At 69.7% G+C, this 22,089-nt stretch carries 25 protein-coding genes and 1 pseudogene; 8 read left to right on the top strand and 18 right to left on the bottom strand.

The features are described 5' to 3' along the window. Positions 1–4 precede the first annotated feature (4 nt). Complete coding sequence (locus RF650_RS08450) at positions 5–172, top strand: hypothetical protein (RefSeq protein WP_165489832.1); 168 nt, start codon at positions 5–7, stop codon at positions 170–172. Positions 173–245: 73 nt separating this feature from the next. Here RF650_RS08450 and RF650_RS08445 read toward each other — a convergent pair whose 3' ends face one another. From RF650_RS08445 to RF650_RS08435, 3 genes are all read right to left on the bottom strand, one after another. Then, a complete protein-coding gene (locus tag RF650_RS08445) occupies positions 246–557 on the bottom strand; it encodes a CDGSH iron-sulfur domain-containing protein (RefSeq protein ID WP_307723023.1) in 312 nt (103 codons plus the stop codon). Further along, on the bottom strand, positions 554–1,651 hold the full coding sequence (locus RF650_RS08440; protein WP_368814643.1) for an iron-containing redox enzyme family protein: 1,098 nt from the start codon (positions 1,649–1,651) through the stop codon (positions 554–556). The genes RF650_RS08445 and RF650_RS08440 overlap by 4 nt, the downstream gene beginning before the upstream one ends. 132 nt (positions 1,652–1,783) lie before the next feature. Continuing rightward, positions 1,784–4,003, bottom strand: a complete 2,220-nt coding sequence (locus tag RF650_RS08435; RefSeq protein ID WP_368814642.1) for a catalase — start codon at positions 4,001–4,003, stop codon at positions 1,784–1,786. Between the two features lie 184 nt (positions 4,004–4,187). Here RF650_RS08435 and RF650_RS08430 point away from each other — a divergent pair, with 184 nt between their 5' ends. After that, positions 4,188–4,775, top strand: a complete 588-nt coding sequence (locus tag RF650_RS08430; RefSeq protein ID WP_313361603.1) for a GNAT family protein — start codon at positions 4,188–4,190, stop codon at positions 4,773–4,775. Between the two features lie 7 nt (positions 4,776–4,782). Beyond that, positions 4,783–4,944, top strand: a complete 162-nt coding sequence (locus tag RF650_RS08425; RefSeq protein WP_207387864.1) for a hypothetical protein — start codon at positions 4,783–4,785, stop codon at positions 4,942–4,944. A 50-nt stretch (positions 4,945–4,994) separates the two neighbouring features. Here RF650_RS08425 and RF650_RS08420 read toward each other — a convergent pair whose 3' ends face one another. The 10 genes from RF650_RS08420 to RF650_RS08375 form a co-directional block, all read right to left on the bottom strand. Then, on the bottom strand, positions 4,995–5,594 hold the full coding sequence (locus RF650_RS08420) for a class I SAM-dependent methyltransferase (RefSeq protein WP_207387863.1): 600 nt from the start codon (positions 5,592–5,594) through the stop codon (positions 4,995–4,997). Further along, positions 5,591–6,142, bottom strand: a complete 552-nt coding sequence (locus RF650_RS08415; protein ID WP_311254150.1) for a GNAT family N-acetyltransferase — start codon at positions 6,140–6,142, stop codon at positions 5,591–5,593. The genes RF650_RS08420 and RF650_RS08415 overlap by 4 nt, the downstream gene beginning before the upstream one ends. After that, the gene (locus RF650_RS08410; protein WP_311254151.1) at positions 6,139–6,807 is read right to left on the bottom strand and encodes a hypothetical protein; all 669 of its coding nucleotides are present in this window, start codon (positions 6,805–6,807) and stop codon (positions 6,139–6,141) included. Before RF650_RS08410 ends, RF650_RS08415 begins: the two co-directional genes overlap by 4 nt. A 210-nt stretch (positions 6,808–7,017) precedes the next feature. Further along, the gene (locus RF650_RS08405) at positions 7,018–8,439 is read right to left on the bottom strand and encodes an MFS transporter (RefSeq protein ID WP_311254152.1); all 1,422 of its coding nucleotides are present in this window, start codon (positions 8,437–8,439) and stop codon (positions 7,018–7,020) included. Beyond that, positions 8,436–9,053 (bottom strand): methyltransferase domain-containing protein, encoded by a 618-nt coding sequence (locus tag RF650_RS08400; protein ID WP_368814641.1) that lies wholly within the window; start codon positions 9,051–9,053, stop codon positions 8,436–8,438. The genes RF650_RS08405 and RF650_RS08400 overlap by 4 nt, the downstream gene beginning before the upstream one ends. A 347-nt stretch (positions 9,054–9,400) precedes the next feature. Beyond that, positions 9,401–9,946 (bottom strand): hypothetical protein, encoded by a 546-nt coding sequence (locus RF650_RS08395; RefSeq protein ID WP_311254154.1) that lies wholly within the window; start codon positions 9,944–9,946, stop codon positions 9,401–9,403. Then, on the bottom strand, positions 9,943–10,737 hold the full coding sequence (locus RF650_RS08390; protein ID WP_368814640.1) for a glycosyltransferase family A protein: 795 nt from the start codon (positions 10,735–10,737) through the stop codon (positions 9,943–9,945). The genes RF650_RS08395 and RF650_RS08390 overlap by 4 nt, the downstream gene beginning before the upstream one ends. Positions 10,738–10,749: 12 nt before the next feature. Continuing rightward, positions 10,750–11,250: a methylated-DNA--[protein]-cysteine S-methyltransferase gene (locus RF650_RS08385; RefSeq protein ID WP_368814639.1), complete on the bottom strand. Its 501-nt coding sequence runs from the start codon at positions 11,248–11,250 to the stop codon at positions 10,750–10,752. Then, the gene (locus RF650_RS08380; RefSeq protein WP_368814638.1) at positions 11,247–12,749 is read right to left on the bottom strand and encodes a DNA-3-methyladenine glycosylase 2 family protein; all 1,503 of its coding nucleotides are present in this window, start codon (positions 12,747–12,749) and stop codon (positions 11,247–11,249) included. Before RF650_RS08380 ends, RF650_RS08385 begins: the two co-directional genes overlap by 4 nt. Before the next feature lie 217 nt (positions 12,750–12,966). Continuing rightward, entirely contained in the window at positions 12,967–13,413 is a 447-nt protein-coding gene (locus RF650_RS08375) for a pyrimidine dimer DNA glycosylase/endonuclease V (RefSeq protein WP_035965658.1), read from the bottom strand. Positions 13,414–13,519: 106 nt separating this feature from the next. On the opposite strand from RF650_RS08375, the gene RF650_RS08370 reads away from it, so the two are divergent. From RF650_RS08370 to RF650_RS08350, 5 genes are all read left to right on the top strand, one after another. Beyond that, a complete protein-coding gene (locus tag RF650_RS08370) occupies positions 13,520–14,191 on the top strand; it encodes a DedA family protein (protein ID WP_035965656.1) in 672 nt (223 codons plus the stop codon). A gap of 111 nt (positions 14,192–14,302) precedes the next feature. Beyond that, positions 14,303–14,932 carry a TetR/AcrR family transcriptional regulator gene (locus tag RF650_RS08365; RefSeq protein ID WP_239321938.1) on the top strand — a complete coding sequence of 210 codons (630 nt, stop codon included), beginning with the start codon at positions 14,303–14,305 and terminating at the stop codon, positions 14,930–14,932. Positions 14,933–14,975: 43 nt separating this feature from the next. Beyond that, the gene (locus RF650_RS08360) at positions 14,976–16,178 is read left to right on the top strand and encodes a PLP-dependent aminotransferase family protein (protein WP_131333777.1); all 1,203 of its coding nucleotides are present in this window, start codon (positions 14,976–14,978) and stop codon (positions 16,176–16,178) included. Between the two features lie 102 nt (positions 16,179–16,280). Beyond that, a complete protein-coding gene (locus RF650_RS08355; protein ID WP_368814637.1) occupies positions 16,281–18,011 on the top strand; it encodes a choline/carnitine O-acyltransferase in 1,731 nt (576 codons plus the stop codon). Next, complete coding sequence (locus RF650_RS08350; protein WP_368814636.1) at positions 18,008–19,264, top strand: FAD-dependent oxidoreductase; 1,257 nt, start codon at positions 18,008–18,010, stop codon at positions 19,262–19,264. Before RF650_RS08355 ends, RF650_RS08350 begins: the two co-directional genes overlap by 4 nt. Here RF650_RS08350 and RF650_RS08345 read toward each other — a convergent pair whose 3' ends face one another. From RF650_RS08345 to RF650_RS08325, 5 genes and pseudogenes are all read right to left on the bottom strand, one after another. Then, positions 19,265–19,408 carry a hypothetical protein gene (locus RF650_RS08345; protein ID WP_368814635.1) on the bottom strand — a complete coding sequence of 48 codons (144 nt, stop codon included), beginning with the start codon at positions 19,406–19,408 and terminating at the stop codon, positions 19,265–19,267. A gap of 194 nt (positions 19,409–19,602) precedes the next feature. Next, positions 19,603–19,764 carry an NAD(P)-binding protein gene (locus RF650_RS08340; protein ID WP_368814634.1) on the bottom strand — a complete coding sequence of 54 codons (162 nt, stop codon included), beginning with the start codon at positions 19,762–19,764 and terminating at the stop codon, positions 19,603–19,605. Between the two features lie 581 nt (positions 19,765–20,345). Then, entirely contained in the window at positions 20,346–21,152 is an 807-nt protein-coding gene (locus tag RF650_RS08335) for a CynX/NimT family MFS transporter (RefSeq protein WP_368814633.1), read from the bottom strand. Then, a pseudogene (locus RF650_RS08330) lies at positions 21,143–21,676 on the bottom strand (MFS transporter); the annotation flags it as partial. The gene RF650_RS08335 and the pseudogene RF650_RS08330, both read right to left, overlap by 10 nt. Before the next feature lie 91 nt (positions 21,677–21,767). Next, positions 21,768–21,959 (bottom strand): hypothetical protein, encoded by a 192-nt coding sequence (locus RF650_RS08325; protein WP_368814632.1) that lies wholly within the window; start codon positions 21,957–21,959, stop codon positions 21,768–21,770. Positions 21,960–22,089: the final 130 nt, after the last annotated feature.

Raw genomic sequence — 22,089 nt, 5'->3', positions numbered from 1 at the left:
ACACGTGGCAGAGAAGAATCCCGCCAACGCGGGCGAGGAATCCATCAAGATGAGCCCCCAGGAAGAGAGTGCGGCCCTAGGTCGGGAGACCCAGGCGGACGCCGAACCCGCCGACGAGGGCGTGGGCGCCATGACGGACAACAAGGGCGACGAGCCCGCCACCGAGAACTGACCTGAACCACTACGCGATCGGCCCGTGGCACATGCCACGGGCCGATCGCGTATTCAGGTCTCTGATGTCCGGCTCAGTCCTCCTCGCCGGGATCCTCGCGGGGGTTGCCGATGTTGTACCGCGGCGGGCGGGTGCGGAAGTTCGCGAGCTTATGCGAACCGTCGCAGAACGGCGCGATCGACGACATGTTGCACCGGCACAGGGCGACGACGCGCCGCGGCGGCTTCTGCGGCTCGGCCCCCGGTTCCGGGGCAATCAGCACGTCACCGCGCACCAAGAGCGGTCCGTCCGGGCACGGGGTGATCACCACGGGATCCTCGGCGTCGTGCGCCACCGAGAGGACGGGGCTCCCGTCGTCCGTGGTGCGTGGATCCTGCTCGCTCACAGGGCCACCCGCTCGGCGGCCGCGGCCTCGGAACCCACGGTCTGCAGTCCCGGCATGTTCCCGCGCAGGGAGGTCCGCCCGTCCGACCAGCACTCGAGCATGTGATCACCCATGAGCCCGTCCACGTACAGGCACGCGGCCGCGCCGAACAGGACGTCCTCGAGCAGCTCGGGCTCGTCCTGGGCGAGCGCCCCGGCGAGGTCACGCGCGGCGATCTGTTCGTGAACGGCGTCGGCCTCCACGTGCTCGTCGTAGTACCAGGTGACGTCCGCGTCGTAACCGAGCTTGCGGAACGCCCGACCGTAGTACTTGTTGGGGATCGAGGACGTCATCTCGAACGCCGCGAGGTGACCCGCGATGGCCCCGCGCAACCGGCGGTGCAGCCCGAACAGGCTCATGAGGTTCATGGACGCGAGCGTGGGGGCGGGCACGAGGTCCAGGTAGTGGTCCAGGGTGTCGTCCAGGCCGAAACCTCGCATGGTCTGCGCGAAGATCGTGGCGTGCACGCGCTCGGGACGGCCCCCGCCGTACTCGTCCGACTGGATCTCCACGAGCGCTGCCTTCGCGCGGCCCCGCAACCGGGCGATGCCCCACGAGTGGGGGTCCGCCTCGCGCAGCGTGTAGATGGAGCGGTGGACCAGGAACTCGCTCAGGATCTCCTCGCTCGGGTGCCGGGCGAGCCACGTGGCCAGGGTGGGCTTGGCGTCCCCGCCGGTCATCGCGAACATCGTGTCCACGAGCTGCGCGGAGTCGCCGGGCAGGGGATCGGGGAGGGGCACGCGACGGCGCAGCTCAGCCTCGAAACCGGTCTCGAGCACTGTGCGCACGCGCAGCAGCTCGGGATCCCACTCGCGGTCCGCGGTCACGAATTCCGCGGGCCCGTAGTGCAACAGGTAGAGCAGGAACAGGGACAGCTGCAGGTCCTCGTCCGCGAGGACGTCCTGCGACGCGTTGACCGCAGTGGCCGTCGCTTCGGACAGCGCCGCGTACCCGCTCGCCGGGGTCTCCTCCGGGCCGGTCAGGATCTCCAGGAGGGCCGTGCTCACGGGTCCGCGAGCGGTCGGGGCCACGGTTCGGGTGGGGACGGTCGTCATGATGGTGTTCTCCGCTCGGGAAGGTGGGTGCTCGGCGCGGGTGGGGTGTCTCTGAAGACGGGGATTGCCCGCGGACCGCGGTGGAGCGGTCCGCGGGCAATCGGCGGAAATAGTACGACTACTTCCTATTCATTAGGCCAACATACCCGTGGTCGGGAAACGTTCCCAGACCCGGTGGCTGCCGAGCAGTTCCACCACGGTGCTCAGCACGTCCTTGGCGGAGTCCGCGCTCACGACGCCAGGCGTCTGGGCGATCTGCAGGGCGTCCAGCACGTCCGTGCCGGGGCCGAACGCGGCGATCGCCTTGGCGTGGCGCCACATCTCGTTGAGCAGCAGGCTCACGCGGGGGTCGATGTCACCCGGGCTGGGTGCACCGGCCTTCGCGTCCAGGCCACCGGCCACGGGGTTCACAGGAGCGCCGGCGGTGGCGACCACCACGGCGTCGAACTCGATGGACCGTGCCGTGAGCAGGGTGCGGTGCGCCACGATGCCCGGGGCCACCTCACCGCCCTGGGGTGCGATGACGAGCGGGACCATGTCCGCGCCGTCGATCTCGGAGACGAGCGTGGCGAGCTGGTCGGCGTCCGTGTCCGGACCCACGAGAATGCCCACCTGGCGGCCTTCGACGGGCCACGTCTCGCCCACCTGGGTGAGGGCCGGGGAGGCCTGGACGTCCTGGGCGGGAGCCTCGGTGGGCTCCTGCTCGGGCAGCCCCAGCGCCTGGGCCACGGTCTTGCCCAGCGCGGGGTCGATCGCGAACAGGTGGCGCAGCTGACGGGTGCGGATGTTCTCGTCCCAGCACTTGCCGAGCTCGAACGCGTAGGCCTGGGCGGTGTGCTCGCGCTCCACCTCGCTCAGCGAGAGCCAGAACAGGCGCGGCTGGCTGAAGTGGTCCTCGAAGGACTGGGGCCGCACGCGCTCCTTGACGGACGTGGGGACCGGGGCCGGGTAGTCGATGAACGCGTGCTCGTCCTCGGGAGTCTCCGCCGGGTTGCCGCCGTCCAGCGAGTTGGGCCGGTAGGGGGCCACACCCGAGTGCACCGCACTCTGGTGGAAACCGTCACGCAGCATGTCGTTGACCGCCGCGTGCGGGCGGTTGATGGGCAGCTGGTTCCAGTTGGGTCCGCCCAGGCGGGTGATCTGGGTGTCCAGGTAGGAGAACAGACGCCCCTGCAGCAAGGGGTCGTTGGTCACGTCGATGCCCGGGACCAGGTTGTTCGGGTTGAACGCCACCTGCTCCGTCTCCGCGAAGTAGTTGGAGGGGTTGCGGTCCAGGGTCATCAGACCCACGGGTTGCACGGGAACCAGCTCTTCCGGCACGAGCTTGGTGGGATCGAGCAGGTCGATGCCCTGGAAGCTCTGCTCCTCGTTGTCCTCGAAGACCTGCACGCCCAGCTCCCACTGCGGGAACGCCCCGGCCTCGATGGCGTCCGCTAGGTCCCGGCGGTGGAAGTCCGGGTCCGCACCGTTGATCAGCTGGGCCTCTTCCCACGCCACGGAGTGCACGCCCAGACGCGGCTTCCAGTGGAACTTGACCAGCACGGTGGAGCCGTCCTCGGCCACCAGACGGAACGTGTGGACGCCGAAGCCCTCCATCATGCGGAACGAGCGCGGGATGCCGCGGTCGGACATGTTCCAGATGGTGTGGTGCTGGGCCTCGGTGTGCAGGGACACGAAGTCCCAGAACGTGTCGTGGGCGGACTGGGCCTGGGGGATCTCGCGATCCGGGTGGGGCTTACCGGCGTGGATGACGTCCGGGAACTTGATGGCGTCCTGGATGAAGAACACCGGCATGTTGTTGCCCACGAGGTCCCAGGTGCCCTCGTCCGTGTAGAACTTGACGGCGAAACCGCGGGTGTCACGGGCCAGATCGCCCGAACCGCGGGAGCCCAGCACGGTGGAGAACCGCACGAACACCGGGGTTTCCTTGTCCTTGGCAAACAGGCCCGCGCGGCTGAGCTTGGTGGCCGAGCCGTAGCCGCGGAACGTGCCGTGGGCACCCGCGCCGCGGGCGTGCACCACGCGCTCCGGGATGCGCTCGTGGTCGAAGTGGGAGATCTTCTCCCGGAAGTGGTGGTCCTGCAGCAGCACGGGACCGCGGGCCCCGGCCTTGAGGGACTGGTCGGAGTTCGTCAGGCGCGCGCCGTGCGCGGTGGTGAGGTACTCACCCTGCTGGGCCATCGCGGACATCGGGGCATCGGTGGGCGCACCCGTGGGCGTGACCCGCTCGGGGGCACCCTGATCGGGCTTGGGCGGAAGCGGCTGACGGGGAGCGGTGGGCTCCTCGATGGTCGGCTCACCGGTCCCGGGAACTCCCGGGACCTGGGGGGCGTTGTTATCGCGTGCGGACATGACGATCCTCCTACGAAGCTGACGCACGCCGCGGTCATGGAGTGCGACGTGGTTCTCCCATACTGTCAGCACCCTTGGGGGTGGGCATACACCTGTAGGGAGGCAGTCGCTGTCCTGCGGGGTTGTGAACCCGTCAGGGGCTGCACCCGCGGGCCGCGCGGCGTCGTCGTGAGACAGTGATCCCATGACGTGGACACCGGTGACATTGCGCGGGCGGTTGGTCCGCCTGGAACCCCTCAGCCGCGAGCACCTGGGCGGGCTGATCGAGGCCACCGAGGACGGGCGCATGTGGGAGCGCTGGTACACGAGCGTGGCGGACCCGGACGGCATGGCCGCGGCCGTGGAAAAGTGGCTCACGTGGCAGGACGAGGGATTCATGCTGCCCTTCGTGACCGTGCGGCAGGCCGACGACGTCGTGCTCGGGATGACCACGTTCTACGACCCGCAGTGGGGTGTGCCGCGCGTGAGCGTGGGCCACACGTGGAACCGGGCGTCCACCCACCGGACGGGGACGAATGCGGAGTCCAAGCTGCTGCTCATGACCCACGCGTTCGAGGAGCTCGGGTGCCGGTGCGTGCGTTATGAGACGAGCTGGGCCAATCAGCAGTCCCGGGCAGCGATCGAGCGCCTCGGTGCTCGGCTGGACGGTGTGCTGCGCGCGGACCGGTTGGAGCGCAACGGCGCGCTGCGGGACACCGTGGTGTACTCGGTGCTCGAGCACGAGTGGCCCTCGGTGAAGGCGGGACTCGAGGCGCGGGTCGCGCGACGCTGAGGAGCAGGTGCGCCGGCACAACGTGGTGCTGCGGGAGACCCGGTCCAAGCGCACGGGCGGCACCTATCGGGACTCCCCGTCCAGCCTGCCCGCCCGCACGGTGATGGGCCAGACGACGTCGCGCGGCCGGGACGGTTCGCCCCACGCCTCGGTGAGGTCGGCGGCGTAATGGCGCAGAACGTCGTCGTGCCCGGACTCCGCGGCGTTGCGCACCGCAGACTACGTGCCCAAGTAGCCCAGGAGGGCATCGAGCGGCCAGGATCGCCGGATGGACAGCGCGGCCACCGGGACCTGCGGGAAGGGGAAGTCGATGTCCCGGTACCCGGTCTCCACGAGGCGGCGCTCGGGCGGCCAGAACGGACCGATCTCGCGCCAGTAGAACCGCTCGAAACGTTCCCGCAGGCCCGGCTCCACCTCCACCACGCCGTAGCTGATGAGTGCGAGGACGGCGCCGGGGGCCGCGATGCGGCGTGCCTGCGTGTAGAAGGCCGGCAGGTCGAACCAGTGTGCGGCCTGGGCCGCGGTCACGAGATCGGCGCGGCCGTCGGCCACGGGCAGATCCTCCGCCGTCCCGTGCGCGTAGTCGACGCCGCGTGCGGGGGCGGCATGAGCGAGTTGATCCTCACCAGGGTCCACGCCGATCACGTGCGTGAAGTGCTCGGCCAGCAAGCCCGTGAGCTGGCCTGTCCCACAGCCCACGTCCACCGCGGTGCCCCGCCGCGGGGCGATCCGTGCCAGTTCCGCGCCCAGCTCCGCGGGGTAATCGGGGCGGTGCGCGGCGTAGTTCCCTCCGCCCTGCTCGAACCAGTTCCGGGTCATGTGGCGGTCCTCTCATGGGATGGCGGGGTCGGGTGTACCGGTCGTTCCCACAAGGTCACACGGCTGCGCACCTCGTCGTTCTCGTACGGCGCGGTCTCGCCCGTGGGCTCGTATCCCCGAGCCTTCCAGAAGCCGACGGCGCTCGCCGCGTTGGTCTCCACGATCCCCAGGCGCAGTGTGGTCACCTCGGGCCAGCCGCTCACGAGGTTCGTGACGGCATCATGCATCGCCCGCCCCAGGCCCTCTCCCTGGTGGTCCTGCCGCACGAGAAGCAGACCGATGTGAGCGTGATGCTCCTCGGGGAAATTGCGGATGACGTCGGCCATGGCTACCAGAGCAGGCCCGCGGAACAGCCCGACGTCGTACTTCTGTTCGCGTGCGAGGCCGGGCGGGAGCGCGGAAAGGATCTCGGCGGCGTCGCCGGGGAGGGGCGCGTGTCCACTGATCCGGCGGGTGTAATCGGGGGTCGCCTCGAGCAGCGCTTGTAGCGCCAGCGCGTCCTCCGGTCTCAGTCGACGCAGTTCTGCCGGTTCGTCGACGGCGCTCACCCGAGTTCCGGGGTCCGCGCAGGGGAGGTGACCGCAGCGGCGTCGGGCACCCGGACGGTGCTGGTCAGGGCGGTGAGGCTGGGCCGGCGCGGGGTGGAGCTGAAACCGAAGTCCGGGGCCGGGGTCATGTCCGTGAGGCAGCCCAGGTCCTGGTCGTCCCAGGTGGCGCGGGAGTGGGTGATGGTGTGGAGGTCGTAGGCGGCGTACCACTCGGTGCGGTCGTTGCCGGCCGTACCCAGGGTGCGCACGCCGGGCATCACGCGGTGGGCCACCTGATCGGTGAGCCGGGCGAAGGGCAGCGAGGTGCTGATCGGTCGGGGGACCGCCTGCAGCAGGTACCCCAGGGGCGCTCGCGGCCCCACGCTGAAGTGCCATGTAAGCGGCCCCGCGGTGACCGTCCACCGGGAGGCGCGGGAGAAGCCCGTGCGCTGCACGTTCACGGGGACGCGGGTGACGGTGTCGAAGGTGTAGGTGTCGGACACGAAATGCGCGACCCAGTCGTTGGGTGCCAGCAGTTCGCGGCGTCCGTCCGGGTGGGCGACCATGACGTCCGCGAACGGGCCCTGCGGCGTGTGGGACCAGCACCCCAGAACTAGCCGCGTGCCGGAGGACGTGCCGACCCCGGCGATGTGGCCGGTGAAGCGGTGACGGATGGAGGAGGTCATGGGGCCAGGGTAGGGGAGGGAGGGGTGGTGGGGGAGAAGGTGGCATACGGAGCGGGTACGTCGCTGCTGCGTGGCAAACCCGGGGGCGACGTCGCACCCCCGGGCGCCGAGGCCACCATGGGTCCCGGGGTGCCGACGTCGTGCGAACCCCGGCGGCGACGGCGTACCGGGCCCGTGTGGACGCCCCACCGACCCGCCGGTACCCGCGGCTCACTTCACCGAGTCAGGCTCGTCCCGCGGGACGGCGAGTGTCGCGGTGGCCATGAGTACGGCGGTACCCGCCGCCGCCACAAAGACCCATCCGGAGGCGTGGATCACGGTGGCGGGATCGCCCTCACCGCCACCGGCACGGATGAGGTTGGTGGCGATGGCGCCGTAGATCGCCACCCCCACGGCTGAGCCGGCGGAGCGGGCGAACATGTTGAGACCCGTCACCGACCCGCGCTGGTTCCACTCCACCGAGGACTGGGCCATGATCAGCGACGGCGCCGCGGTGTAACCGAGCCCCAGCCCGATGATAAACGCGCACACGGCCATATCGATCACGCTCGGCCACGGCGACAGCGCGGCGGTCAGGGCCGCTCCCACGGTCGCGATCGCACCGCCCAGAAACATGGTGCGCCGGAAGCCCCACCGCATGTAGATCCGCCCCGCCGTGGACGCAGCCACGGACCAGCCGATGCTCACGGCGGCCACGGCCGCTCCCGCCGCGATCGGTGTGGCCCCGGCCGTGCGCTCCAAATAGGTGGGAACGTAGCTCGTCATCCCCACCAGCAGCGCGCCGATCCCCAGGGAGACCAGGGTGGTGCTTGCGACCACGCGGCGTCGTACCAGCGCGAGGTCGATGATCGGTTCGCTCGCGCGACGCTCGACGGCCACGAAGATCGCCAGCCCCACGACGCCGACGACGCCGCACACCAGGGTGGGTACCGAAAGCCACTCCCACGCGTTGCCGCCCTCCAGTGCGCCGAGGATGAGGGCGGACAGGGCGATCGCGAGCACCGCGGCACCGGTGAAGTCCACCCGGTGCTCCTCGCGCTCGATCTTCTCGTGATAGCTGCGCAGCAACAGCCACCCCGCCACGAGGGCCACCGGGATGTTGACGAAGAAGACCCACCGCCAACTCAAGAACTGGGACAGCAGCCCACCCAATGTGGGCCCCACGACCGAAGAGACCGCCCACACCCCGGCCACGTACCCCTGCACGGCGGCGCGCTCGGCCACGGTGTAGATGTCCCCCACGATCGTCATGCCCATGGGCGCCACGGCTCCCGCACCCAATCCCTGGATCACCCGGAAGACGATGAGCGACGGCATGCTCCACGCGCATCCCGCGAGCACGGAGGAGACCAGGAACAGCCCCACGCCGGTGAGGATCACGGGTTTGCGCCCGTACATGTCCGAGAGCTTGGAGAAGATCGGCACACTCACCGCCTGCGCCAACATGTAGCTCGAGAACAGCCACGGGAACTGGGCGAAGTTACCCAGGGAACCCACGATGCTCGGCACCGCGGTCGCCAGGATCGTGGCGTCCAGGGCCACCAGAGCCGTGGAGAGCATTACGGCCAGCAGGACGGGACCACGCTGCGAGCGCAGCCCCACCGAGGCGCGATCCACGCCGGAGGTGTTCACGCGCCCCGCCGCGCCACGACCATCCGGTCCCGCGAGTGGCCGGACCCGGCACCGCGTTCCAGGTGTCGCTCGCGGATCTCGTTCGTCTCGATCTGCCATCCCTGCCCGGTCAGATACGTCACCACGTCCTCGGGCATCACGTAGTCGGCGGGGTCGAAACCGTGAGGTGTCTCATCCAGCTCGTGATGCACGAACACCAGCCGCCCGCCCGGTGTCACGGCGTCCGCGAACGCGCGCACCGCTGCGTCGTCGCCCCGCTTGGGCACCGCGGGGTATTGGGCGGACACCAGGTCGAACGGGCCGAGGGGGCGCTCGCCGAACCCTTCAACGAGCCACGTGATCTCGACCCCCGCGGCTTCTGCCGCGGCCCGAGCGCGGTCGACGGCGACGCGTGAGACGTCCAGCCCCGTCACCGTCCAGCCACGTCGGGCCAGCCACACGGCGTCGGCGCCCTCACCGCAACCCACGTCCAGCGCCGTGCCGGGAGCGAGGTCCGACGTGAGCGCCATCAGGGCACCGTTGGGCTCGCCGCTCCAGATGTGCGTGGCGCCGTAGCGCTCGTCCCAGCCGGCAGCGGTCTCGGGCGTGCGGTGGGGAGCGTGTTCGTGGGTCATGCGTCCCAGAATTCCACCGCGGCCCGGTACCGTGCCACGTCGTCCGCGCTGGGCGTGACCGGCCCGGTACCGCGCCGCGACCGCGAAGGACAACTGGTGTCTCTATCTAATTGTGGACAACTAAAATGTGAACAACTATGATTAAGCCCGGTCGCCCGAGCACTGCACCCCGGCCCCCGCCTTGGTCCAGCAAACGGCGGGTGACCGCGCGTCCGGATCGAACGCCCCGCTCCCCAGCGGGGCTCCATACTGTTCGCCGACGCCGCAAGCGTGCGATGAGTCCCGGCACTTGGGGGGTCGGGACTCACCGCACGCGACCGTTCGCGGCCCGCCGGGGACGACGACGCTCAGTGCGGTTCCCTGTGGAAGCCCACGCAGGCAGCCCCCAGCACCCCCATGACGATGTCCCCCAGCGTGTCCAGGGGTGGGATGTGGATGTCCGGTGTCGCGAACAGGAACCCCAACAGTTCCATGACCTCCCACACCACAGCGATCACGAAGCCGGCCACCGCGCACCACGTGAACCGCATCGCGGGACGATCGCGCACCCGGCCCCGCACCCGGGGGTGGTGGGTCAGAACGCGATTCCATACCATCCACACCAGGGCGTACAGCGTCACGAAGTGGATGAGGATGTCCCACCACCAGATCCTGCTGTAGAGCTGTTCGGCCGCGCTCATGGCGGCGGTGAGCATGATGAGCGAGCACACGGCCCGCGCGTACTGGGTGCGGAACCACAGAAACGCGATCACCTGTCCGAGTCCCGCGAGCAGTAGGACGGCCATGTCCACCCGGCGCCCGTCCAATGCGTAGTAACCCGCCCCGATGATCGCCGTGAAGCACATGGCCGATGCGACCACGCCGCCCACGCTGTGCGTCTGCTCGGACGTCATCGGCTGCCCCCACGACCCAGGTGGCCGGAGAGAACGCGTCGCCGGATACGCACCCACGGTCGTTCACCGCGCCAGTTGAGGAACACGGTGGCCATGGCCATGCGCAGCTGCCGGCGGATCCGAGCGGGGGAGACCAAGGCCCGCCAGGACACGATCGCGATATTGCCCGGGTCCATGATCACGCGCTGATCGCGACGGACGCGGAAGCTGAGGTCGAAATCGTCGTGCACCCGTGGATCCCGGTGCACCTCTTCCCGGACATGCTGCCACCACGCCCGGGTGAAGGCCATGTTGGACCCCCATAAGGCCCAGTGGCCCAGCGCCGTGCCGGCCACCAGGCGGTAGGCCGTGATGTATGCTGCACCCAGGATGCGTCCGGCCAACTCGTACCGCGGCCCGAACCGCGCGATCCCGGACACCGCCACGGTGGCCTTCCCCTGCGGATCCCGCAGGGCCCGTGACAGCACCGCGGTGTGTCGCTCGACCCAGCCGGGGGAGGGGAGGCTGTCCGCGTCACAGCGCAGGATGAGGTCCCCGCGGGCGGCGTCGTAGCCCGCGGCCGCGGAGACGGCCACTCCGGGGACGGGTTCCCACACTCGGTGTACTTCGGGGTGGCGGTCCAGGACTGTCGAGAGATCATCGGTGGAACCGTTGTCCACCACGACGATCTCGTCCGGGGTGCGGGTCTGCTCACGCAGGGCCCGGAGGCAGCGCTCCAGGTAGGAAGAGTCGTTACGAACGGGGATGACCACGCTGCAGGTCATGCGTTGCTCGGTGTTCTCCCGTTCCACCCGTCCAGTCTGTCATGCCGCGGAGCGTGCCTCTCGCCGCAGCAGATCACGCTTGATCGCCTCGCCCCACGCGAACCCACCCATGGAACCGTCCGAACGCAGCACCCGGTGGCACGGAACGAACAGCGCCACGGGATTGCGGGCGCACACCGACGCCGCCGCCCGAACGGCCCGGGGATTGCCGAGCTCCCGCGCGAACTCGGTGTAGGTCAGGGGGGACCCGGGGCGGATGCGGCGCAGCGCGGCCCACCCGGCCTGCTGGCCCTCGGTACCGTGCAGGTCCACGGGCACGGTCATGACGGAGTCGAGGTTGCCGTCGTAGAACGCGCGGACCGCCTCCAGTGCGGGAACGTCACCGGATTGCGCTTCCTCCGGACGGAAGGCCGGGCGGATCCGCGCGAGCAGCTGCTCGGTCGAGCGTGTCCATCCGGAGGCCACGACGGTTCCGTCCTCCCGGGCCACTGCCGTGAAGGAACCCTCAGGGGTGTCAATGCTCTCAACGATATATGTCATGACTGCACACTTTCCGAGAAGGATGCGGGAGGGGTCAGCGGGCCCCACAGATGGGTGGTGGCGTAACTGCGCCATGGGGCAGCGGCCCCTGCCCAGTCCACGAGTGCGGGTTTGGTGTCCGGGAGCCCGAGCCGTCGGGCACCGGCGCGCATGGCCCCGTCGTCGATCAGGAACACGTCCGGGTCCCCGGTGACCCGCATGCGCACGTGGTCCGCGGTCCATGGCCCCACCCCGGGGAGGGTGAGGAGCGCGGCGCGTTGCTGAGTGGCGTCGTCGCCGGGGGACAACTGCAAATCACCCGAGGCGAGCGCGCGGGCAGCACCCAGGACCGCCCGGACCCGCGCGGCCGGCCCGCCCAGGAACTGGACGCCGTGCTCGGCGATGGCCGCTGCGGTCGGGAACATGTACCGGATGCCCGTGGCGAAGGAGGGCGCGGGCTCTCCCATGTCCCGCGCGCGGGCACCCAACACGGTGCGGGCCGCGGCCAGGGAGATCTGCTGACCGATGAGCGTGCGGATCAACGTCTCGTGCGGGTCCGCGGAACCGGCGACCCGCAGCCCCGGGGCGGCCTCGACCAGCGGGCGCAACACCGGGACGCGGGACAGCGCGGCGGCCACTGCCACCGGATCGGCGTCCAGGTCGAAGAGCCGACGCACCCGGGCGATCAGCACGGGCAGGTCCGCGAGATCCGTGACCCGCGTGCGCAACCGCAACCGCCCCGCGCGCTCGTACACGCGCAGCCAGACCGGGCCGCCGGGCAGGCTCAGCGCGCGGGTGTAGGAGGTGGGGGTCCCGACCTCCACGCCGTCCACCGCATGGACCGCGAACCACACGAACAGCCCGCGCACGTCCAGGGGCTCGCGATAGCTCAACGCGAGGTCCACCTCGCCCGGCTCACTCCCCGCGCCGTGTCCCGAGGGTCCGGTGCTCGTGTTGCGCGCCCGCAATTGCTGCGGGGTCATGTCGTACACCTCGCGGATCACCTCGTTGCACTGTCGGATGCTCGAGAATCCCGCGGCGAACGCGGTCTCCGCGACCGGCAGGTCCGTCTGCGTTAATAGGGCGCGCGCCGTCTGGGCCCGGTGGGCGCGGGCGAGCGCGAGCGGTCCGGCGCCGAGTTCCTCCGTCAGCACGCGGGTGAGGTGGCGCGTGGAATATCCCACGCGCCGCGCGAGTCCCAGCACGCCCTCGCGGTCCACGACCCCCTCGGTGATGAGCCGCATGGCGCGCCCCACCACGTCCCCGCGCAGATCCCACTCCGGGGACCCCGGCACGGCTTCCGGGACACAGCGTTTGCAGGCGCGGTACCCGGCGGCGTGGGCGGCCGCGCTCGTGCGGTAGAAGCGCACGTTCTCGCGGTGGGGCGTGCGCGCGGGGCAGCTCGGGCGGCAGTAGATCCCGGTGGTGCGCACCGCGGTCACGAACTGCCCGTCGAAGCGCCCGTCCCGGGACTCGACAGCCCGGTAGCGCTCGTCGAACGAGGAGTCTTGAGGGGGCATGCGTCCCACGGTCCCACGCCCGGGCGCCGGGCGCTAGCGGATTTCGGACACGACGGTGGCCCGGACGACGACGCCGCTGCGCCGGCTATGCGTCGCCCCTCGCCTCACCGTCGAAACCATCGAACCGGTCCCGACGAGGACGCCACAGGGCTGCTTGTGCGATGCCCCACGCCATACCACCGCACCGGTCCGCGAGGCCGCCGGTGGACCGAACCGGTTACTTCACGCGCTCCCACTCGGCGACCGGCCCGGGAACCGGGACGAACAACGGGTGGTGAGGAGCGGCATGGGGATCGATGCCGTCCAGTGCGGATCGCGCCCACTCTGGGTCGCGGTCGAGGACCTTGCGCAGCAGGAACTCGAACTCGTAGCGCAGCTGACCGGTGGTCACGGTGAGCGTGATGGGCTGTGTGCTCGCCTCCCGGGCCAGGCGAGTGCGGTCGAAGTTGTAGCCGCGGCGGTCGGCCTCGTCGGCGACGCCGTGCAGGTACGTGGCCACGGACAGGACCGGATCGCTCGTGGCGCGGAAGCGCTGTAGCTGGGGGTGGCGCGTGTAGCCCTTGGTCTGACCGAGCAGGACCTTCTGGGCGAGCAGACCCTCCCGCCAGCACGCCACCAGAGCACGACGGTCCAGCAGGGACGGGTGAACTGACCACAGACGCATGGCCCCATTCAATCGCGCACCGCCCCGATAGCTCCAAGCGGACCCCAAGATTCCTCCCGTAGCATGGCGGACACACCCCTGACGACCACGTGCGGAGAACGCCTTCATGTCCCTGCCTGCCATCCTGGCCGCCACATCAGCCGACGAGAGTGCTCAGCTCTCCGGTATCGCCGGGTGGGTGGTGGACGTCATGGAAGCCATCGGCGCTCCCGGCGCCGGACTGCTCGTGGCCCTGGAGAACCTGTTCCCGCCGCTGCCGTCCGAGGTGATCCTCCCGCTCGCCGGTTTCACGGCCAGCCAGGGCAATTTCAGCCTGGGCGGGGCCATCTTCTGGACCACGCTGGGGTCGGTCGTGGGCGCGATCGCGCTGTACTGGATCGGCGCCGCACTGGGACGACGCCGCCTGCGCGTGATCGTGGACAAGATGCCGCTCGTGGATCTGCATGACCTGGATCGCACCGAGGAGTGGTTCGACCGCCACGGCAAGGCCGCCGTGTTCTTCGGGAGGATGATCCCCATCTTCAGATCCCTGATCTCCGTTCCCGCGGGGATCGAGCGGATGTCGTTCGGGCTGTTCGTGGTGCTCAGCGCGGCCGGGTCCCTGATCTGGAACACCATTTTCGTGCTCGCCGGGTACTTCCTGGGGGAGAACTGGCACATCGCGGAACAGTACGCCGGGGTGTTCTCACGCATCGTGGTGATCGCGGTCCTCCTGTTCCTGGTGTGGTGGGTCGTCAAGCGGATCCGGCGCAATCGTCGTTCGGCTCACGAGGGATGAATCACGGGGCACCTCGAGGGGTCGCGAACTGATATACAGTTGTCCCCTAAGATGCCCACAATTCTCGATAATTAATGCACTAACAAGGCTCTGACCAGTACGATCGCACGTGTGCCCCGACCCCGAAAATTTGACGAGATCACTCGCAAAGCACTGATCAAGAACACCGCCGAACAGATCCTGGCCGGCGGTGTCGAGTCCGTTTCCCTCCGGCCACTGGCCGCCAAGCACGGCTGCTCCACCACCGCGATCTACACCATGTTCGGCAGCAGGGACGGCCTGATCGATGCCGTGCGGGAGGAAGCGATCGTGAGCTACCTCAGCGCGCACGAGATGGCCGTGCGCACCGGCGAACCCGTGGCGGACATGCGCGCACTCGCCCGCTCCGGCAGACGCTGGGCCCTGGAGTTCCCGGCGCTGTACAACGTGATCCTGGCCAAGGCGGGGGACTGCATCGGCGCCCGCAGGGACGGTTCCACCGGGGGATCCAGCCGCGCGGAATTCGCGAACACGGCCATGCAACCCATGTACCGACTGGTCCGCGGGGCCATCGACAAGGGGATCTTCCATGACCTCCCCGTGGAGGTCATCGGTGCCACACTCTGGGCGGGCGTCCATGGATGGATCGCCATCGAGATGAGCCGTCCGGTCCTCCCCGACACGGACGCCGACGCCGCGTTCGACCGTCACGTGCTCGCCCTCCTGAGAGCCTGGTGCGCGTGCACGCCCCTGGGTGAGTGATCCCGGCCCCTCACCGTTCCGGGGCCGGTGGGATACTGGCCGCATGAGCACCCTCGAACCCTTCTCGTTCCGTATTGCCGACCGTCTGCGCGGGGTGGATTCCTCCCCCGTGCGCGACCTGTTGGAGGTGGTGTCCAAGGAGGGTGTGATCTCGTTCGCCGGTGGTGTCCCGGATCCCGCGTACTTCGAGGTCGATGACATCAAGGCCGCCTACGAGTGGGTATTCGCGAATCACCCCGCACGCGCGCTGCAGTACGCCTCGAGCGAGGGTGAGCTGGAACTTCGCGAGCAAGCGGCGCGTCGGGTCAGCAGGCACCTGCCCACCACTGCGGACCAGGTCCAGGTGACCACGGGCTCTCAGGAGGGGTTGTTCGTGGTGGCCCAGGCGCTCGTCAACCCGGGGGACGTGATCCTCGTGGAACGGCCCACCTACCTGGCGGCTGTGCAGGCCTTCGATCTCAACGGTGCGCACATGGTGGGCGTCCCCACGGACGAGCACGGCGTGGTGCCGGAGGAGCTCGAGCGGCTCATCGCCGAGCACAACCCCACCTTCGTCTACCTGATCCCGTCCTTCCAGAACCCGTCCGGGATCTGCATGCCCGTGGAACGACGCCGCGCCGTCGCGGACGTCCTACTGCGCACCGGCACCGCGCTCGTGGAAGACGACCCGTACGGCGAGCTGTGTTACACGGGCGAACCCATGGCCCCCATCGCATCCCTTCCGGGGATGTCCGCGCAGACGATCCTGCTGAACTCGGTGTCCAAGATCATCGCCCCGGGGGTGCGGATCGGGTGGATGCGCTCCGAGGGGCCCATCCAGTTCACGCTCACTGTGGCCAAGCAGGCGATCGGGCTGCAGTCGCCCGTGCCGGACCAGTTGGCCGTGGCGCGGTATCTTGCAACCGCCGACGTCGAGGCGCACCTCGAGCGCGTACGTCCCGTCTACGCCGAGCGGGCGCGGGCCATGTACGCGGAACTCGAGGCCGTCCTCCCGCGGGACGCTCACATCACCCGCCCGGACGGAGGCATGTTCCTGTGGGTCCGCCTGGGGCACGGGATCGACACCGCCCGATTGCTACCGTTCGCGGTGGAGGAAGGCGTGGCCTTCGTCCCGGGTGCCTCCTTCTATGCGCACGACCCGGACGAGTCCACCATGCGGTTGTCCTTCGTGACCCATGCCCCGGACGTAATCCACGAGGGCGTGCAGCGGCTGGCCCGCGCGCTGGCCCGCTACGGGGAGCTGTAGACCTCGGCCCCATGGAACACCGCGGCGGATCCGCACGGGCGCCGTCGTGCCGACCCTCCCCTTGACCCGACCCTCCTGTTCCCGCGACCGAAAGGATGCCTCATGGGTGTCAAACCCCTTCCCGTGCCCCCGCTGGAAGAGACGCTGCAGCGGATGCTGAGCGCCGTCGAACCCCTCGTGGACGGCGCGGCGCTCGAGCGGACCCGGCGTGATGCGGAAGCGTTCCGGACCGGGGAGGGCCCGCGGTTACAAGCGGCACTCGAGGAGTTCGCCCGTGCGGAGGACGCCGAGGGGCGCAGTTGGTTGTCCCGGGAGTGGCTGGACGGATATCTGAGCGTGCGCACACCCCTGCCGCTGACCACCAACGTGGGATTCCAGATCACGGGGGACTTCGGCGCCCCGGGGCTGGGCCGGGCGGCTGAACTCGTCTACCGGGCGGCGTGGGTGCATCTACGGCAGGTGCGCGGGGAGACCCCGCAGGGGGTGGACCCCCGCGGTAACGACGTGAGTATGTCCCAGTGGGAATGTCTCACGGGCGGGGTGCGGCATCCTCGCGCGGAACGGGACGAGATCCGCAGACCGGAGCGAGCGGCGTCGTCGGGGTCGGCCGAGGCAGCGGAGGAGATCGGCGTGATCCACCGCGGCCGGCTGTACGCGCTGACGATCAGTACCCAGGACCGGCAACCGCTGCCGCTGCGCACGGTGGCCGCGGGGCTGCGCGCGGTCGTGGAGCGGGACGAACCGCGGGAGACCGAGCTGCCGTTCGGGGCGCTGTCCTACCTGGGCAGTGAGACGGCCGCGCCCCTGTTGGAAAAGTTGACTTCGAACGAGCACAACGCGGAGATCTACGACCGGATCAGCCGCATGGTGTTCCTGGTCAATGTCGTGGGGGCACGGGCCGAGGTCGTGGAGCACCTGGAGCGCTGCGCGTTCGAGGTGGGACAAGCGTGGGCCTACAAACCGATCACGTACGAGGTGTGCCTCGAGGATCCGTGGCTGGCCATGCACGTGGAACACAGCACCGTGGACGGGGCCACGATCCTGGCCGTCGCGGGAGCCATGCAGGACGTGACGATCCCGGACGAGGCCGCGCTGCCGGACGCCCCGCAACCCGCCGCGATCACGTGGGAGCTCGAGCCGCAGTTGCGTGACGAACTCGTGGCGCGGGTCGCCCAATACCGCACGGAGGCCGCGCTGCTGGGCGTGCACCGGGTGTTCGTGCCGCGGCTGCACCGCGCCGAACTCCCGTTCAAGATCAGCGACGACGCCGCTCAGCAATTCATCATGTTGCTCGCCCAGCTTGCGACGTACGGGACGGCGCGCGGTGTATATGAATCGGTGGACATGCGTGAGTTCCAGGCGGGACGCACCGAGTGCCTCCGCCCCGTGACCCCGCAGGCCACCGCATTCGCCCGCGCCCTCCTCGCCGGTGAGGCGACCGAGGAGCTGTTCACGGAGGCCCTGGACGCACATCGTGGTTGGGTCAAGGCCTGCAAGAACGCCCGCGGTGTGGATCGCCACCTGTTGGGACTCGCCATGATGGCCCGGAAGACGGGGGAGCTGTCCGAGTTCTTCGACTCCCCGGGGATCGCGGCCATGCGCCACGACTTCCTGTCCACCACGTCCATCGGTGGTCCGGACCCGATCGTGCGCTACGCGTTCGCGCCCACCACACCCGAGGGCTTCGGTGTCACGTACACGACCCATACGGACGGCTACGAGTTCTGCGTGAACTACCGCCGGGACTCGAGTGAGGACCTGGAGACCTTCGCGCACAATCTGACCGTGAGCGCGGAAACGTTCTGGGGATTCGTGAAGGGGCTGGCGGGGTGACGACGCCCGCGGAGCCGCCCACCGTTCGCACCACGTGCGCCATCGTCGGCGGCGGTCCGGCCGGCCTGGTGCTGGGTCTCCTACTGGCGCGAGCGGGTGTGGCGGTCACGGTGTTGGAGAAGCACGCGGACTTCCTCCGCGACTTCCGCGGGGACACCGTGCATCCCACCACTCTGGCCCTGCTCGACGATCTCGGTCTCTTCGATCGTTTCGAGGCCATTCCGCATTCCAGGGTCACCCACGTGGACCTCCCGGACCCCGAGGGCCGCCCGGTGCGCATGGTGGACTTCACCCGGTTGCCGGTGCGCCACCCCTACATCGCCATGGTCCCACAGTGGGATCTTCTGGACCTGCTCGCGGACGCGGCCGCCGCCGAGCCCACGTTCTCGCTGCGCACGGAGCACGAGGTCACCGGGGTGACGTGGGAGAAGGGACGGGTGAGCGGCGTTGTCGTCGAATCGCCGGAAGGTACCGGACAGGTGGCGGCTGATCTCACGATCGCGTGCGACGGCCGCTGGTCCGTGATCCGCCGCGCCGTAGGGTTTCCGGCGCGGGAACGCGCCGTGGGCTTCGACGTCTGGTGGTACCGCCTGCCCACCGAGCGCCGCGTGGGGGAGTCGCTGCTGCCGCGCTCGAACCGGGGGCGGGTGGCTATCGGCATCCCGCGCGACGGCTACATCCAGGTCGCGCAGCTGGGCCCCAAGGGTGCCGACGACGCCGTGCGCGCCCGCGGTCTCGACGCCTTCCGGGCCGACGCCGCGCAGCTCTTCCCGGAGGCGGCCGCCGGGGTGACCGGGATCGGGTCCACGGCGGACGTGAAGCACCTCGACGTGCGCCTGGACCGGCTGCGCCGCTGGTACGCCCCGGGGGTCCTGTGCATCGGGGACGCCGCACACGCGATGTCGCCGGTGGGCGGCGTCGGGATCAATCTGGCGGTGCAGGACGCGGTGGCTGCGGCCCGCATTCTGGCTCCGCTGCTGCGTTCTGGCGGTGCATCCGGGCGGGCGGAGGCGCGTGGGTTGGCGCGGATCCAGCGACGCCGCATGGTGCCCACGGTGGTCATCCAGGGCATGCAGCGAATCCTGCACGCGGCACTGATCATGCCGGCGATCCGGGGCAGGGACCTGCGGCCGCCGTCGTGGGTCGTGAAGGTCGTGCGGCGGGTGCCGTGGCTCAGTGCGTTCCCGGCGTTGGCGGTGGGCGTAGGACCGCGGCCGGAGCGGGCGCCGCGCTGGGCGCGACGCCCTTCCTGATCACCCACCCACGGCCGGGGCTTCCGGGGCCTGCTCATCGGCACGGAACGAATGGATCCAGTCCAGGTCCCGGTCGAAGGCGTCCGGCGAGGCCAGGCGAGTGTTGCGTTCCCGGGCGCGAGCGCCGTCGGGCAGGTGAAGCATTTCACCCACGGTGACGGACGCGTCCACGATCGTGCGGGTGCGGAAACGACGACGCCGCTCGTACTCGGCACGCGCATGGTCCCAGTCGGTCGTGCTGGAGAGTAGGTCGGATAGGACGATCGCGTCCTCGATGGACTGGTTCGCGCCCTGGCCGTGGTGGGGGACGGCGGCTCTCGCTACGGCGTGGGACCGGATCAGGGACTCGCGCCCTGGCCGTGGTGGGGGACGGCGGCGCCGACCTCCCGCAGGACAGCGGTCTGTTCGTAGATCCGGACGTCCAACCCCTTGCGCTGCAGATCGATGGCAAGGGTCAGACCGCCGATTCCCGCGCCGATGATGGCGATGCGCTGGGACATGTGAGCTCCTCCCGGGGTGACTGATCTTGAAACTACCCGGGGAAGGGGGCGCGCTGGTCCGGGGCGGGTGAGGTTGCGGAGGGGGTAGGGGAATGCCCTCTGCATTCCTCGATCATCGGTGCTGGGGGCGCGAGGACCAAATCGTATATTTATTCCCGATTCATCCTCTTCGCCCGCGTGTATCCGGGAAAATTTAAGGAAATCGCCGCTTCACCTGGGTGATGCAGTACGCGCCGGTGTTCCGGCTGGCCCCGGCCAGGAGAATCAAGCTCTCGGACTCGCCTTTGATTATTCCCGAATATAAAGAGAGCACACTGTTGCCCGAGAGAGGCGGCGAAGCGTCCACAACGATCGCCACGTCGACCACACCACGGATCGTCGCCGCGACACCGGGACCAGCACCGTGCGCGACACCGGGACCATCAACGTGGACGGCACCACCCACCCGGGTCGCTGAGACCTCGTTCCGTAGGTTCTAGATCCAGGACGTGATGGCTGGGGCCCACTCATTCGTGAGTGGGCCCCAGTCCTGTATCCGTAACATCAACTGCCGTGGAACGCGCGCTGTCATGTCGTGGTGTTCACGACCGCGCACTGAACGCCGCCAACACCCCGCCCACCGTGAACACCACGGTCGCGGCGAGCACCAACAGCAGGGGCGCCGTCCACGCCCCGGTCGCGGTGTTCAAACCTCCGGCCAGGGGTGGCCCGATCGTGGCCGCGAGGTAGCCGATGCCCTGCACCCGCGCGGACATCCGCGCCGCCTCGGCGGAGGAGCGGGCCACGCGGGCGACGATCGAGAAGATCGCCGTGAAACCGCCGCCCTGGGCCGCCCCGCCGATGAGCGACCACGCGATGAACCACCCCGGCGCGAGCATCAGGCCGATGGGTAGGGTGATCCACAGCGCTCCGATCAGTGCCACCGGAACCCACGCGGGCGCCCGTGCGGCCAGGAGGGGCACGCCGAACGCCCCGATGACGGCGGCCACCTGGAACAGCGACGCCGAGGCCCCGGAACTCGCCAAGCTCAACCCCCGCGTGTCCGCGAGCAGCGCGGGTAGCCACGCCGTCACCGAGTAGTAGGCCATGGCCTGCCCGCAGAACGCCAGCGCGAGCAACCAGCCGATGCGCCGCACACGCCCGTCGCGTGAGCGGTGTCGGGTTCCGCTGGCGGCAGCATCTCCGCGGGGGCCTCTGAGGTTTCGGGGGCCGACGGCGCGTGGGGGTTGGGGGCCGCGCCGCGGCCGGGGGCGTCGGGGGACGACGGCGTGTGGGCGGCTGAGGCGGCGTCGTCGCCGGGGCTGCCGGAGCGGCGTCGTGAAAGCAGGAGCCAGTAGCCGATGCCGGCGAGCGCCAGGACGCCCCAGGCCGTGATGGCCCAGCGCCACCCTAGGGCGGCGGCGAGCGGCGCGGTGCCGAGCGCGGTGATCATGGACCCCACGTTGAGGGCCGCGGAGTAGGCGGCGGTGACCACGAAGACCTGGCGCCAGGGGACGTCGCGGCGGATGATGACCGGGATCACGATGTTGCCGATCGTGATCGACGCCCCGATGACCACGGTGCCCACCAACAGCAGGGGCGTGGAGCCGAGGGAACGGATGATGGTGCCCACTAGGACACCGACGAGGCTGAGCAGGACGGCGGCCTCGGGGCCCGCACGTCGGATGACCGTGGAGGCCGCCGGGGTGACCACGGCGAAGAGGAACACCGGGAGTCCCGTGAGCAGCCCCGCCGCGACCGACGAGAGGCCGATGTCCGCCTGGATGTTCGTGATCACGGGCGTGGGCGCGATGATCGGCCCGCGCAAGCTCAGCGCCACGAGGATGATCCCGGCCACCACCCACGGCAGCCGTGCTCGGATGAAGTGATGCGTGCTCGTGGGGACTCCTCGGTCGATGTGCGTCCCCAGCATCACTATCAGATGGCGCGGCGGCTCGGGGAACGGAACCGTTCCCCGAGCCGCACGAGGTTGCCGGAGGGGGCTCACCCCCTCCGTGAACCCCTCACCCCTCCCGCTGCGCGAGAATGTCGTCGAGCGTCTCGCGCACGGCTTGGCGCGCTGCCATGCGGGAGCTGGCGGCGCGTTGCTGCTCGTGGTTGTCCGCGTCCTCGACGCGCTGCATCTCCTCCTGCTCCCGTTCCTTGGCCTTGTCGCGTGCGGATTCCAGGGCATCCCAGATGCTGTTTTCACTCATGCGTTCATTCGACCACTTGCCACGGGACGCGACAACCGTCTCGCGGCAGCGAATTTCGGACGGACCCCTTCCAGTCTTGAACCCGCCGGAAAACTCCGGTGTAGGACCCTGGTCACATAAATAATCGCGG

Source organism: Kocuria sp. CPCC 205297, assembly GCF_040981035.1.
Lineage (GTDB): Bacteria > Actinomycetota > Actinomycetes > Actinomycetales > Micrococcaceae > Kocuria > Kocuria marina.
This window is presented reverse-complemented; position numbering and strand designations above follow the sequence as displayed.